General features: G+C 69.1%; 13 protein-coding genes. 8 read left to right on the forward strand and 5 right to left on the reverse strand.

The window, feature by feature from the left end:
• Position 1 precedes the first annotated feature (1 nt).
• The 7 genes from J2S75_RS13695 to mgtE all read left to right on the forward strand — a co-directional run bounded on the left by J2S75_RS13695 (position 2) and on the right by mgtE (position 6754).
• Complete coding sequence (locus J2S75_RS13695; RefSeq protein WP_307020426.1) at positions 2 to 805, forward strand: TrmH family RNA methyltransferase; 804 nt, start codon at positions 2 to 4, stop codon at positions 803 to 805.
• 278 nt (positions 806 to 1083) lie between these two features.
• Positions 1084 to 1692, forward strand: coding sequence for an amino acid kinase family protein (locus J2S75_RS13700; protein WP_307020427.1), 609 nt, complete (start codon positions 1084 to 1086; stop codon positions 1690 to 1692).
• A complete protein-coding gene (locus J2S75_RS13705; protein ID WP_307020428.1) occupies positions 1689 to 2246 on the forward strand; it encodes a flavoprotein in 558 nt (185 codons plus the stop codon). Before J2S75_RS13700 ends, J2S75_RS13705 begins: the two co-directional genes overlap by 4 nt.
• 1 nt (position 2247) lies before the next feature.
• A complete protein-coding gene (locus J2S75_RS13710; RefSeq protein ID WP_307020429.1) occupies positions 2248 to 3711 on the forward strand; it encodes a DUF6513 domain-containing protein in 1464 nt (487 codons plus the stop codon).
• Complete coding sequence (locus J2S75_RS13715; RefSeq protein ID WP_307020430.1) at positions 3708 to 4274, forward strand: DUF447 domain-containing protein; 567 nt, start codon at positions 3708 to 3710, stop codon at positions 4272 to 4274. The genes J2S75_RS13710 and J2S75_RS13715 overlap by 4 nt, the downstream gene beginning before the upstream one ends.
• Positions 4271 to 4993, forward strand: coding sequence for a (5-formylfuran-3-yl)methyl phosphate synthase (locus tag J2S75_RS13720; RefSeq protein ID WP_307020431.1), 723 nt, complete (start codon positions 4271 to 4273; stop codon positions 4991 to 4993). The genes J2S75_RS13715 and J2S75_RS13720 overlap by 4 nt, the downstream gene beginning before the upstream one ends.
• Positions 4994 to 5374: 381 nt before the next feature.
• Positions 5375 to 6754 carry a magnesium transporter gene (mgtE, locus tag J2S75_RS13725; protein WP_307020432.1) on the forward strand — a complete coding sequence of 460 codons (1380 nt, stop codon included), beginning with the start codon at positions 5375 to 5377 and terminating at the stop codon, positions 6752 to 6754.
• 112 nt (positions 6755 to 6866) lie between these two features.
• Here the strand turns inward: mgtE and J2S75_RS13730 are convergent, their stop codons facing one another.
• From J2S75_RS13730 to J2S75_RS13750, 5 genes are all read right to left on the reverse strand, one after another.
• Entirely contained in the window at positions 6867 to 7667 is an 801-nt protein-coding gene (locus J2S75_RS13730) for a formylmethanofuran dehydrogenase subunit C (RefSeq protein WP_307020433.1), read from the reverse strand.
• On the reverse strand, positions 7664 to 8578 hold the full coding sequence (fhcD, locus tag J2S75_RS13735; protein ID WP_307020434.1) for a formylmethanofuran--tetrahydromethanopterin N-formyltransferase: 915 nt from the start codon (positions 8576 to 8578) through the stop codon (positions 7664 to 7666). The genes J2S75_RS13730 and fhcD overlap by 4 nt, the downstream gene beginning before the upstream one ends.
• A 184-nt stretch (positions 8579 to 8762) precedes the next feature.
• Positions 8763 to 10430 carry a formylmethanofuran dehydrogenase subunit A gene (locus J2S75_RS13740; RefSeq protein ID WP_307020435.1) on the reverse strand — a complete coding sequence of 556 codons (1668 nt, stop codon included), beginning with the start codon at positions 10428 to 10430 and terminating at the stop codon, positions 8763 to 8765.
• The gene (locus J2S75_RS13745) at positions 10431 to 11666 is read right to left on the reverse strand and encodes a formylmethanofuran dehydrogenase (RefSeq protein WP_307020436.1); all 1236 of its coding nucleotides are present in this window, start codon (positions 11664 to 11666) and stop codon (positions 10431 to 10433) included.
• An 18-nt stretch (positions 11667 to 11684) separates the two neighbouring features.
• Entirely contained in the window at positions 11685 to 12065 is a 381-nt protein-coding gene (locus J2S75_RS13750; RefSeq protein WP_307020437.1) for a 4a-hydroxytetrahydrobiopterin dehydratase, read from the reverse strand.
• Positions 12066 to 12221: 156 nt separating this feature from the next.
• Between J2S75_RS13750 and J2S75_RS13755 the strand changes: the two genes are divergently transcribed.
• Positions 12222 to 13241: a beta-ribofuranosylaminobenzene 5'-phosphate synthase family protein gene (locus J2S75_RS13755; RefSeq protein WP_307020438.1), complete on the forward strand. Its 1020-nt coding sequence runs from the start codon at positions 12222 to 12224 to the stop codon at positions 13239 to 13241.
• The last annotated feature ends 73 nt before the right edge of the window (positions 13242 to 13314 follow it).

The following is a 13314-nucleotide window of genomic DNA, read 5'->3' on the forward strand; positions in this document are numbered from 1 at the left end:
CATGATCCTCATCCCCCTCACCTCCCCGGACGATCCGCGCATCGACGCCTACCGCGTCATCAAGGAGCGCGATCTGGTCGGGCGCGGCGGGCGTTTCATCGTCGAGGGGCGCACGGTGCTGGATGTCGCGCTCTCGCCCCGCAACCGATTCGCGCTGGAATCGCTGCTGCTGGCGGGAAGCAGGATCGAGGCGCTCGGCCCGCTGCTGGCGCAGGCGCCGCAGGATCTGCCGGTCTACACCGCCAGCCAGGCGATCCTTGACGGCATCACCGGCTTCCACATCCATCGCGGGCTGCTCGGCATAGGGTTGCGCGGCGAGATGCCGTCCATGGCGGCCACCATCGCCGCCCTGCCGGACGAGGCGCTGGTCGTGGTGCCGCTCGGCATCACCAATCACGACAATGTCGGCGGCATCATGCGCAACGCCGCCGCTTTCGGGGCGGATGCGGCGCTGTTCGACTTCGCCTCCTGCGATCCCTTGTACCGCAAGGCGATCCGCGTCTCGGTCGGCGGCAGCCTGATCGTGCCCTTCGCCCGCGAGGGTTCGGCTGAAGCGCTGCTCGACCTCCTCGCCGCCGCCGGTTTCGAGCTGCTGGCGCTCAGCCCCGCCGGGACAGCGACGCTGGACGAGGTGCGGCCCGCCCGCCGCACCGCGCTGCTGCTCGGCGCGGAAGGGCCGGGATTGCCCGAGTCCATCCTCGCCCGCACCCGCACGATCCGCATTCCCATGCGCGGCGGCTTCGATTCCCTCAATGTCGCGACAACGAGCGGTATCGCACTACACGCGCTTGCCCGTGGCCGGTAAACCACGCGTGAGATACGAATCAAGGCTCGACAATTCGGGGGCCGAGGCGCATCCTCAGCTGCACTTCTACAGGCGGCACGCCGTCTGATTGATCGTCAACTTCCAAAGGCCCGAGGCATGTCCTCGGGCCTTTTTTCTTGGCCCCGCCCGCTTTGGCCGCGGCACTTTTGCTGGTATGGCGGCAGGTGCGCGGCGTGCCCTTTGGCCGGACGGCGGAACCGCTTAGGCTGGCCCCTGAGCGACGCGGCCGGCCCGACGGCCCGAACGGAAGCTGAACGATGCCGGACCCTCTCCCCCCTCCCCGCCCTGCCGTCGTCAAGCTCGGCGGCAGCCTTGTCGGCACCCCCGCCTTGACGCCGCTGCTGGCGGCGCTGGCCGGCCGGGGCGCGCCGCTCGTTCTCGTCGCCGGCGGCGGCCCGCTGGCGGATGGCGTGCGGGCGCTGCAGCCGCGCCTCGGCCTGTCCGATGCCGCCTGCCACCGCATGGCGATCCTCGCCATGGAGCAGACCGCCCACGCTTTCGCCGATCTCGCGCCCGGCCTCGCCCTTGCCGCCACGCCGGCAGAGATCGCGCAGGCGCACGCGCAAGGCCGGGCCGCGCTGTGGCGGCCCGCCGCGATGGCGCTCGCCGCCCGCGACCTGCCGGAAAGCTGGGAGCTGACCTCCGACAGCCTCGCCGCCTGGCTCGCCCACGCCCTCAATGCCACGCGCCTGACGCTGGTGAAGTCGGCCCCCGCCCCCATCGGCAGCGGCCCGGCGGACTGGGTCGCGGCGGGGCTGGTCGATCCGCTGTTTCCCGCCTTTGCCGCCCGCCTCGCCGGCCCGGTCGAGGTGGCCCTGCCGGCGGCGCTCGCCGCCGCCTCCGCCCGGAAGGACATTGCCGCATGAGCGCAACGAAGGGACTTTATCCGCGCTGGGCCTGGGCGCTCACCGGCTCCGGCCATTACTTCACCGAATCCATCGCCCTGATCAAAGCGCTCGACGCGGTGGACCTGTTCGTCTCGAAGGCGGCGGACGAGGTGCTGCGCATGTACAAGCAGGACCTGCCCAAGGACACCCGCATCTTCAAGGAGACGACGGCCAGTTCCGCCCCGGTCGGGCGGTTCTATGAGGGCCTGTACCACACGCTCATCGTCTCCCCCGCCTCCTCCAACACGGTGGCGAAGGCGGTGTTCGGCATTTCCGACACGCTGGTGACCAATTGCTTCGCCCAGGCCGGCAAGTGCCGCGTCCACGCCATCGTCTTCGCCTGCGACACCGCGCCCGAGATGATCACCATGGCGCCGAAGGGCCCGGTCTCGGTCTATCCGCGCCGCATCGATCTGGAGAACACCGCCAAGCTGAAGGAATTCGACGACACGGTGGTGGTCGAGTCCATCGGTGATCTCGAAGCCGCCATCGCCGCGCGGCGCCTCCACCTCGCGGAAAAGGCCGCCACCTGACATGGCGGAGAACCCCGCCCCGCCCGGCCGGCCGGAAAGGATCGCCCTCGTCACCGGCTCGCTGGCCGAGCCGCGCCTGACCAAAATCGCCGGCGAGATCGCCGATGCCAGCCTCACCCCGGTGGTGGTCAATGTCGGGGTGAAGGTGGCGGCGCTGATGACGGCCGAGATCGTCGAGCGCCGGCTGAAACTGCCCGAGGGCACGGACCGCGTGCTGATGCCCGGCCGCTTCCGTGGCGATCTCGACCGGCTGGAGCGCTTCTTCGGCGTGCCCTTCACCCGCGGCCCGGACGAGATGGCCGATTTGCCGGATTATTTCGGCCAGAAGCGCCGGGCGGCGGACCTCTCGCAGCACGATGTCACCATCTTCGCCGAGATCGTCGACGCCACCGTGCTCGGGGTCGAAGCCCTCGTGGAGCGCGCCCTGTTCCTCAAGGGCGAGGGCGCCGATGTGATCGATCTCGGCTGCCTGCCGGACACGCCCTTCCCGCATCTGGAAGAGGCCATCGCCGCCCTGCACGAACAGGGGCTGAAGGTCAGCGTCGATTCCTTCGATCTCGCGGAGCTCACCCGCGCCACCCGCGCCGGCGCGGATTATCTGCTCAGCCTGAACGAGAACTCGCTCGACGTGGCGAAGGAAGGCCCCGCCGTCCCCATTCTCGTGCCGGCGACGCAGGGCGATCTCGCTTCACTCTGCCGCGCGGTGGACGCCTGCCTCGCCTCGGGCCAGCGCTTCTATGCCGACCCGATCCTCGACCCGATCCATTACGGCTACACCGCCTCCGTGGTGCGCTATGCCGAGCTGCGCCGGCGCTACCCCGACATTCCCATCCTCATGGGCATCGGCAATGTCACCGAGCTGACGGATGCCGACACCACGGGCATCAACGCCATTCTCATGGGCATGATCTCGGAGCTGCGCATCCAGGCCGTGCTGGCGGTGCAGGTGAGCCCGCATTGCCGCACGGCGGTGCGCGAATTCGACCGGGCGCGGCGGGAATATTTCGCCGCCCGCCAGGCCGGCGCGCTGCCGCAAGGCTTCGGCGGTGGACTGATGGCGCTGCGGGACCGCAAGCCCTATGCCGCCTCGCCCGAGGAAATCACCCGGCTGGCGGGCGAGGTGCGCGACCGCAATTTCCGCATCGATGTCACCGAGGCCGGCATCCATATCTACAATCGCGACGGCCACCATGTGGCCAGCGAGCCCTTCGCGCTGTTTCCCCATCTCGGCGTGGAGGCGGATGGCGCGCATGCCTTCTATCTCGGGGTCGAGACCGCGCGGGCGGAAATCGCCTATAAGCTCGGCAAGCGCTACGCACAGGATGAGGGGCTGAAATGGGGCGCGGCGGGCGAGATCGCCGGCAGCCCGGAGGAGGCCCACCGTTTGACATTCAAGGAGGCCGGCACGACCTTGCAGGCCAAAGCCAGCACCAAGGCCGCGCCGAAAGCCGGAGAGACGCCGTGATCCGTGAAGCCATCGTCACCACCCGCTCGCTCAATGGCGAGCCGCACATCGCCCCGATGGGCGCGACGGTGATCGAGGGCGGCTATCTGCTCATGCCCTTCCGCCCCTCGCGCACGCTGGAGAACCTCGCCAGCACCCGAATCGCCGTGGTCAATTTCACCGACGACGTGCGCATTTTCGCCAGCTGCGTCGTCGGCCGCCGGCTGAATGTGGATGTGAAGAAGGCGACCTATATCGATTGCCCCCGCCTTGCCGATGCGCTCTCGCATGACGAGGTGACGGTGGAGCGCGCCGAGGACGATCCGCAGCGGCCGAAATTCTTCTGCAAGACCTATCATTCCGAAGGCCATACCCGCTTCGACGGCATGAACCGCGCCAAGGCGGCGGTGCTGGAAGCCGCCGTGCTGGTCAGCCGGCTGAACATGCTGCCGGACGAGAAGGTCGATCAGGAAATGGCCTATCTCGCCATCGCGGTGGAGAAAACCGCCGGGCCGGACGAGCTGGAAGCCTGGGGCTGGATGCTGGAGGCCGTGGCGGAACATCGCCGCCGGCGCGCCTCGTGAGCCCGGCCGCGCCCGGCCTGCTGGCCAGCGTCACCGATCTGCACGAAATGGAGCTGGCGCGGGCCGGCGGCGCCGATATCGTCGATCTCAAGCAGCCGGCCTTTGGCGCGCTGGGGGCCTGGAGCACGCAGGCGCTCACCGCCGCCGTGATGCTGTGGAGCGCCTGGGGCGAGCAGCTCGGCGCGGCCGGGCGCCCGGCGCTCAGCGCCACGGTGGGCGACCAGCCCATGGTGCCCGGCCTCATCCGCGCCGCCGCCGAGCGTGTGGCCGGCACCGGCGTGCCGCTGGTCAAGGTCGGCCTGTTCGTCTCCCCCCATGCCAATGAGTGCATCGAGGCGCTGGCCCCGCTCGCCAGCCGGGTGCGGCTGATCGGCGTGCTTTTCGCCGACGAAGCGCCGGATTTCGCCGTGCTCGCCGCGCTCGGCCGCGCCGGCTTCGCCGGGGTGATGATCGACACCGCCGACAAGAAGGCGGGTTCGCTGACCGCGCATCTCGACCCGCTCACTCTGGGCCAGTTCGTCGCCGAGGCGCGCCGGCACGGGCTGATGACCGGCCTCGCCGGCTCGCTGCGGCTGGAGGACATCCCGGCGCTGGTGGGTGTCGGCGCCGATTATCTCGGCTTTCGCGGTGCACTGTGCGAGGGCGGGCGCACCGGCACGCTCGACCCCGTCCGCCTCGGCCAGGTCCATGCCCGCCTGCGCGAACCGAGCGACCATTAGCGAGGCCCTTCTTTCCGCGGACACGCCGCGCGCGTCCCTCGGCCGTCATCCCGGCCGTAGCGCAGCGTAGAGCCGGGATCGCTCGCCGATCCCTTTTCTGCACGCGATCCCGAATCAGTCCTCGCCGACCGTCCGGGATGACGGTTCAGTGAGGGCGCGGGACGGCGACGCGACCGCCTTGACTTTACCACCGGCGAGGTTCATTCCCCCGCCCGCCGCGTGTCACCGCGCCGCCACCGGAATACCCTAACCATGCCCAGCGACAGTACCAGTCGATTGTCCGGCCGGCCGCGGTCGGCGCTGTGATCCGGCATCGGGCCTGACCCGGTTTCGGCTCCCCGCGCCGCCCGCCAAGGGCCCGACAGCGGAAAGAGAGCCGAAATGGACGAACGGACGGAAGACCGCCGCGACGACACGCTCGTGGATACCGCAGCCCTCGCGGCGGAGCTCGCCGAGGAGCACCCCGCCGATATTGCCGAAGCGCTGGACGAGCACGAGCCGAGGACCGCCTCCGCCCTGCTCGCCAGCCTGCCGCGCGAGCAGCAGGTGGAGGTGCTGGACGGCCCCGATGTCGATCTCACCAGCGAGCTGATCGAGGCGCTGCCGGTCGAGGAGGCGGTGCGCCTCGTCTCCGACATGTCGGCCGACCGCGCGGCGGACCTGTTCCGCTGGATGGACGAGCCCGCCCGCTCGCATCTGTTCGCCCGCCTGCCGCATGAGACGCAGGCCGAGCTGAGCAAGCTGCTGGCCTGGCCCGAGCACAGCGCCGGCGGGCTGATGACCACGGAATTCGTCACCGTCCCCGCGAACTGGACGGTGGGCGAGACGCTGCACCATCTGCGCGAGATCGAGCGCACGCGCGAGACCATCTACGCGATCTATGTGCTCGACCCGGAGACGCAGAAGCTGCTCAAGGCGGTGACGCTGCGCCGCCTCATCACCGGCGAGCCCGACGACCCCATTCTCTCCGTCGCCCCCAAGCACGACCCGATCACCGTCGACCCGCTGATGGACCGCGAGGACGTGGCGCGGCTGATCTCGAAATACGACCTGCTCGCCGCGCCGGTGGTGGACGCCAACGAGCATGTGCTCGGCATCGTCACCGTCGACGACATGATCGACGCCATCATCGAGGAAGGCACCGAGGACGCGCAGAAATTCGGCGGCATGGAAGCGCTGGACGAGCCCTATATGGAGATCGGCTTCTTCGACATGCTGAAGAAGCGCGGCGGCTGGCTGTCCATCCTGTTCCTCGGCGAAATGCTCACCGCCAACGCCATGCAGCATTTCGAGGACGAATTGGAGCGCGCCATCGTGCTCACCCTGTTCATCCCGCTGATCATGAGCTCCGGCGGCAATTCCGGCTCGCAGGCGACCTCGCTCATCATCCGCGCTCTGGCGCTGGGCGAGATCAAGCTCAAGGACTGGTGGCGCGTTGCCCTGCGCGAGCTGCCCTCCGGCCTCGTGCTCGGCTCGATGCTCGCGGCTCTCGGCGTCACCCGCATCACCGTCTGGCAGCTCGCCGGCTTCCACGATTATGGCGAGCACTGGATATTGGTGGCGGCGACGGTGGGCGCGGCGCTGATCGCCATCGTCACCTTCGGCTCGCTGATCGGCTCGATGCTGCCCTTCGTGCTGCGCCGCGCCGGCTTCGACCCCGCCAGCGCCTCGGCGCCCTTTGTCGCCACCTTCGTCGATGTGACGGGGCTGGTGATCTATTTCACCGTCGCCCTGGTCATCCTCAAGGGCACGCTGCTGTAAGGCACGCAACGTCATCCCGGCCGAGCGCAGCGAGAGCCGGGATCGTCCTACCTTGCAGAACACGATCCCGGACCGGCCTCTCGGCCGTCCGGGATGACAACCAACGGCCCCGTCACCCCCGCGCCAGCACCTCGCCCTGCCCGCCGATCAGCGTGTCGCCGACGATGCGGCGGGCATGGGTCCAGCCCTCCAGCCGGGCGGAAAGCTCCGGCACGCGCCGGGCGATGAGGCGCAGCGCCACGAGTTCATGCGTGCCGGTATCGACGAAGCCGGCCGGCAGTTCCGGCACGGCGTCGACGAAGACGGTGCCGCGCTTCATGCCGCGCCCCATCAACGGGCCGATGGCGCCGCCGACACTCACCGTGCCGGCGATCATGTCGGTCGCCAGCCCCTCCCCGGCCGCGCCGGCGATGGTGATGAGCCCGCCGCGCTGGCGCTCGGCCGCGCGCGGGCCGGCATCGCCGCCGATTGCCAGCACCCCGCCGGAAAGCCCGCGCCGCGAACCCGATCCCGCCGCGCCGGCATGCGAACCCGCATTCCCCGCCAGTTCGATCCGCCCGCCGGACATCTCGCTGCCGAGGAAATCCCCGGCATCGCCGCCAATCCGTAGCATGCCGCCGCTCATGCCCCGCCCGGCAAAGGCGCCGACCAGCCCGTCGACGATCAGCTCGCCCTTGGTCATGCCGGCGCCGACGCCGTCGAGCCTGACATCGCCGATCTCGATCAGCAGCACGCCGTCGGGCGCGCCTTCGATGAAGAACAGCTCCGCCAGCTTCACGCTGCGCCCGCCACAGGGCACCTCAAGGTGCTCCAGTTCGCGCAGCGGCAGCGGGCAGGTGACTTCCGGCGTGAGGCCCGAGAGGTCGACGCGGGCCTCGAAGGGCGCGCGCGGCTTGAGAGAAACCCCGCTCATGCCGTCTCTCCCGCGCCCTGCATGATCTCGCGCAGCTTGAAATGGAACGGCCCGAGATTGCCGCCATAATTGCCGGCGTCGATCGCCACCACCCCCGCTTCCGCGCCGAGCGCGCAGACGGCGGTGATGCCCACCCTTGTCGCTTCCGCCACCGCTTCGAAGCTCACCCCGTCAATGACGATCTCCAGCACCGAGCCGACCTCAGCGGGAAGCTGGCTCGGCACCGTGCCGCGCAGGGTCGGGCAATAGGCGTCGTTGGAGGAGGCGAACAGGCCCTTATATTTCGAGCCGACCTTGGAGCCGGAGCGCACCACCCCGCCGGGGAAGGGCAGGATGATGCCCGGCACCTGCACCATGGCCGCCACCGCCGCCTCGGCGGCCTTGAGCGCCTCGCCGCGCGAGCGGGCGAGGATGAGGAAATTGCCGCCGCCGACGCCTTCCACCGAGCCGGTGTCTTCGTCGCAAACGAACTCGCCTTCCATCACCGGCACGCGCCAGAAGCGCTTATCGCCGATCTTCTTGGAAATCTGGTGCCCGTCGCCGAAATAGCGGATGGTTTTCGCCAGCGGCACGCGCTTGCCGCCCTCGATGCCGGCATAGCAGGCCGTCGTCGGGCAGGTCAGCACGCATTGGCCGAGCCGCAGCGGCACCACCTTTTTCAGTGAGCCGAAATCCATCGCGAAGATCAGCAGGGAAACGCCCGGCCGCCCGTCCGGCGTCTCCTCGGGCAAAAGCGTGCGCTCGATCCCCGCCTCGCAGCCGCAGCCAATGACGGAGGTGGCGAAGCCCGTGGTGGTGCGCCCGGCGATCAGCGCCCATTCCGGCGTGTCGGCGGTGACGATGAGCCGCGTGCCCACCATCGGAAAGGCTTCCGCGAAGGTGTCGCGGATCTCGACGCCATTGAGGATCATCGGGCGCCCTCCCGTAACGTCGACAGCACGCGACGATGCTTCTGCCCTGCTCCCTCTCCCCGTCGGGGAGAGGGGTGGGGTGAGGGGCTGGGGCAGGCAGGGCGGGAGCGCGACAGCCCCCTCACCCGGCGCTCCGCGCCGACCGCTCCCCCACGGGGAGAGGTGAGAAGTCCGTCGATCGCTCTCACGACGCACCCCCTTCGCATTTCAGGATGGTCGGGCCGGCGCCGCCCCGCAATTCGCCGTCGCTGATGCGGAAATGCCGGGCCTTCAGCCCCACCGCCTCGTCGAACCAGCGTTGCATGTCCTTCTCGACCGAACGGTCGAATTCCGGGCGGGCGACATGGGTGGTGCCCTGCGCCAGTTCCACCACCACGCCGTCCTTCACGATCAGCCGGCCATTCTTGAACACCATGCGCGTGGTCGAGAACATCGCCTCGCGGTCGGCGTCCTCGGTGTGCACGGCAATGTCCGCCACCGCGCCGGGGCCGAGATGGCCCTTGTCGGTCAGCCCGAGAATGCGGGCCGGCGCGGCGCGGGTGAGGATGGCGATCTCCTCCAGCGTATATTCGCGGGTGATCTGCCCCAGCAGCGTGTGCGCCTGCGCCGCCTTGTTCAGCGTCGCCAGCTGGGCGTTGCGGAAATCGCGGTCCATCAGCAGGCGGATGAGGTGGGGATAGGTGGTGAACGGCCCGCCATTGGGATGGTCGGTGGTGAGGAAGATCCGCCAGGGGTCTTCCACCAGCAGGAACAGTTCCAGCCCGATCGCCCATTGCAGCGCGTTGACGAAGGACTTGTCCTTGTATTCGAACGGCACCACGCCGCAGGCGGCGTCCAGCTCGATATCCATGCCGATGGATTTCTTCGGGCTGGCGAGACCGCGATTGCGGTATTGCGACATGTAGTCGGCGGAGGCGGTGATGGTCTGGCCGAACATCACCTGCCCGACATCGACGGAGATGTTCGAGTTGGCGTTGACCATTTCCGCGATGCGCGCCGCCGAGGAGGAGAAGCGCCGGTCGCCTTCCGTGCCGTAGGAATGGAACTGCAGATGCGTCAGATGCAGCCGCCGCCCCTCGGTGGCCAGCATGGTGGCGAGTGTCGTATCGTCATTGCCGGGCACGCCGAGATTGCAGCCATGCAGATGGATCGGGTGCGGAATGCCGAGTTCCGTCACCGCTTGGATCAGCGTGGTCAGCACCTTGCGCGGCGTCACCCCGTAATGCGGGTTGGCCTCGTCGAGGTCCATCTTGCGGGCGTTGAACTTGAAAGCGTTGATGCCGCCGGGATTGACGATCTTGATGGCGAAGGCCTGCGTCGCCTCGATCATCCAGCCGACATAGGCGTTCACCTGCTCTTGCCCGGCCCCGGCGGCCAGCAGGCGCTGGAAATAATCGTCATTGCCCAGCACCAGATAGGCGCCGGTGTCGAGATTGGGGATGTCGGCCATTTCCAGATGCGCACCGCGCGCATTGGCGCCGACCATGGCCGGCTCGAACACGGTGGTGTAGCCGAGCTCGGCGTAGCGGCAGCCGGTGGCGTGGGCGGTGGGCACCGCGCGGCCACCGCCGCAGCCGCAGAAATTGCCGGGCATTTCCGGGAAGGCCCGCCGGTCTTCCTGCATCAGCAGGCGGGCGAGGTTCATCTTGCCGCCGGCGATATGGCTGTGCAGATCGATGCCGCCGGCCATGACGACGGCGCCGCCAAGGTCGTATTCCGCATCGGCCTTGAGATCGGTGGCGGCGACGATGCGCCCGTCTTCGATCTCAATATCGCGCACGGCGCCGCTGGCGACGCCGTTTTCGCCATTGGCCGGGTCGAGCACACGCCCGCCCTTCAGCCGCAGTCTCATTTACCCCTCCGCTATGCGACGCACAGCCTCGGCGACGCTGGGAAGCGTCGCGACGCGCAAGGCGCCGAGCGGCAGGCTTACGATGGAATCCATGCGGAACACCGTGCCGGCGTGGTCGACGCCGGGAGTGCCCACGGGGATCAGAACATCCGGTTCTTTGTCGAATACTGTCTCGGGATGGGCAAGAGCAATCACCTTGCCCGCAAAGGCCGGCGGCGGCTCCGGCCGGAAGGCGGAAATCCACACCAGCACATCGGCATCGGCGAGCGCCGCCTCGGTGGCGAACAGCGTGCCGTCATGGCTGCTGGCCTGCCCGCGCACCGCGCTGCGCAGGGGATAGCCGAGCCGCCACAGCAGCAACTGGTTGACGCCGATGATGTTGTCGCGCCCGCCGAGCGGAAACACGCCGGCCCGCGTGGTGACGTTCAGCCGGTCGACCAGCGCGGTGGCGCGCGTGGCGACGAGATCGCCATCGGCGAGATCCGCCGCGTTCCAGGTCACGACCGCGTAATGGGCGTTGCGCAGCTCCTCCGCCAGCGCCGCGAGCGCCTCAGCGCCAACGCCGCCGAAGCTCTCCCCCGGCGGGCGGCGGCCGGCCACCAGCGTGCCGAGCGCCTCCAGCGCCGCCACCGGGTCCTCGGTGGCGTGGTGGACGACCTGCGCGCCGGCAAGCTGCCCACGGGCCTTCTCCCCCGGCGCGGCGCCGAGAAAGACCACGCGGCGGTTGGCGCCGGCGAAGAGCGGCGTCGCGGGAAAGAAGCGTTCGAACAGCCGGCCCCAGGTCGCGCTGGGATCATCGCCGACGACGAGCAGCAGGTCGCAGCGGTTGCGCACCTCCGCCAGCGTGGTGGAGAGCCAGCCGGTGCGCTGGGCGGCGGCGTAGTTCCGGAACAGCCCCTCGGAGGCGTAGTGGTCCAGCACCCCGCCGAAGCGGATGGCGAGATCGACCGCCGCCCCGGCGCCGGCCATGTCGACGCCGAGCCCGCCGATCAGCGGCGCGCGGGCCGAGGCGAGAATCTGCCGGGCCGCGTCGGCCGCTTCGGTCTCACTGGCGGTCTCACCGGCCACACGCGCCACCGGATCGGCGGTATCCAGGCGCCGCAAAAGACGCGCCGCCTCGGGGCAGACGGGCGCCTTGGCCCGCACCTGCCGGCCCTCGACCTCGACGGTCAGGTCGTCGCAGCCGAGCCCGCAGAAGCCGCAGGCCACATTCTCGATCGTCTGAACATCGGCCATTGCTAATTACCTGAAAAGTCAGTCGTATTTGATATAGGCGAAACGCAGGTCGCCGCGCGGCGTGCCTTCCAGCGCGCTGTCGGCCTCGGTCCCCGGCTGCCAGCCGACAACCTCCTCGATTTTCTTCGCCAGCTGAAAGTCCCGCTCGGTAATGCCCTTGGCGTCGTGCGACATGAGCCGCACCTCCACCCAGGCATAGGAAGCGGTGATGTCAGGATGGTGCCACGCTGCCTCCGCCAGATGTCCGACGGCGTTGATCACCATCAGCGTGCCCTTCCAGCTGGAGGTGCGATAGGTACGCCGAATCCAGCCCTCCTGCAGCTTCCACTGCGGCAGGCAGGCAGCAAGGCGTTCCTCCACCTCCTTGTCGGTGAAGGTCTTTTTGGGATCCAGCGCCATCCCTGGCGTCCTCCTGGCGGCATGTGCCCGTTCTGCTGCGGGCGTCGGTTAACGATTCGGTAGCACGCAAGCGCGGCATCCGGCAAACCCGGAAATCATCACCGCGCTTGTCCCCGACGGCGTCCGGGCCTTACGATGGGGGACGAGGAAACGCTGGTGAACACCACGACACGCCAATTGCGCTCGGCAAGCGAGCCCCAGGACCGGACGACGGTGCGCATCACCGCGCCGGGGCGGCTGCATCTGGGATTCCTCGATCTTGCGGGCACGCTCGGCCGGCGTTTCGGCAGCCTCGGCATCACGCTGGACCGTCCCTCGACCGTCGTGCGCCTGCGGCGCGCGACCACACTTTCCGCCACCGGCCCCGATTCCGGCCGCGCCCTTGTCGCCGTTGAGAAAGCGGCCGCCCGTTTCGGCCTCGACACGCGGGTGGAGGTGACGGTCGAAGCGGCGCTGCCGCCTCATTCCGGCCTCGGCTCCGGCACCCAGCTCGGCCTCGCCGTCGCGACCGGGCTCTGCCTCATCAACGGTTTGGAGCTTTCCCCGCGCGAGGTCGGCGCGGCTTTGGGTCGCGGCGCGCGCTCGGCCATCGGCATCGGCGCCTTCACCGAGGGCGGGGTGATCCTCGACGGCGGCAAGAAGCGCGGTTCGGACGCCCCGCCGCCCATCCTCTCGCGCCTTCCTTTCCCCGAGAACTGGCGCATCCTGCTGGTATATGACCACGGCCATCAGGGACTTAGCGGGCCCGAGGAAGTGCAGGCCATGGAAGGGCTGCCGCCCTTCGCCGACACGCTGGCCGGGCATATGGCGCGGCTCGCGGTCATGGTGGCGCTGCCGGCGCTGGCGGAAGGCGATGTGGATTACTTCGCCGCCGCGGTCGGGGAAATGCAGCGACTGCTCGGAGACCACTATGCGAGCGCCCAAGGTGGCCGCTATACAAGTTCATCCGTCGCCGAGGTGATGGAGTGGCTGGAGGCGTGCGGTCTGCGCGGCCTCGGCCAGAGTTCCTGGGGTCCCACGGGTTTCGCCATTGTCGGCAGCCCCGAGGAGGCCGACCAGCTTCTCAGCGAGGCCCGGGTCCGCTTCGGCGACCGGCCCGCTCTGGCTTTCGACTGTGCGCGCGGCAGCAATGCCGGGGCGCGGATCGAATGGCTTGCCTGCGTCGAGCAGTGCTAGCGACGGTTTTGGCGTAACGCCCGCGTCGCTCCCTTCCTCTTCCGCACGAGAGGCCGCAAGGCCCGATTCTGAC

The organism is Ancylobacter polymorphus, from assembly GCF_030813495.1.
GTDB lineage: Bacteria > Pseudomonadota > Alphaproteobacteria > Rhizobiales > Xanthobacteraceae > Ancylobacter > Ancylobacter polymorphus.